1 protein-coding gene is annotated in these 614 nt (G+C 29.5%); it reads right to left on the bottom strand.

Features of this window, described 5'->3' with window-relative positions:
- Positions 1-92: 92 nt before the first annotated feature.
- A partial coding sequence (locus tag NK213_RS17900; RefSeq protein ID WP_253351742.1) for a transposase occupies positions 93-614 on the bottom strand: 522 nt, incomplete at its 5' end.

Raw genomic sequence — 614 nt, 5'->3', positions numbered from 1 at the left:
AGACCAGTTATAAAATGTCAAGGAAAAAAAGAAGAATTTTTAAATAAAAAAATGAGTATCACAAAATAGACAGCAAAGCCGTCTAAAAAAAATCATAGATTTTTAAGATACGGTCTGTTATCTTTAAGAATTTTAAAAATAATTCTGGTCATCTTTTTAGAAACAGCAGCAATAGCTCCTTTGTATGACTTACCTTCATTACGCTTTTTAAGGTAGTATTCATTAAAAACAGGGTCTTTAAAAGAAGCAACAACAGAAGCATTCCAAATAGCTGTACGTAAAAAAGGAGATCCTCTTTTAGACATTTTAGATTTTCTTCTTACAGAGGAACCGGAAGAATATTCAGTTGGATCAAGTCCGGCAAATGAAGTAAGTTTAGCTTCACTATCGAATTTACTAATATCACCAATTTCAGAAAGAATGATAGCAGCAGTGGTAAAACCAATACCGGTAATAGTATGTAAGAATGAATCAAAAGAAAGATATAGTTCTTTGATTTTACTGTCAAGTTCTTTAATCTGAGATTCAATAAATTTAATTTGATTAAGAATATTCTGTAATTCAAAAATAAAACCATCAAGTCCAACAGAAATACCAACAGATTTAAAGGCAAT

The organism is Sebaldella sp. S0638 (assembly GCF_024158605.1).
GTDB lineage: Bacteria > Fusobacteriota > Fusobacteriia > Fusobacteriales > Leptotrichiaceae > Sebaldella.
This window is presented reverse-complemented; position numbering and strand designations above follow the sequence as displayed.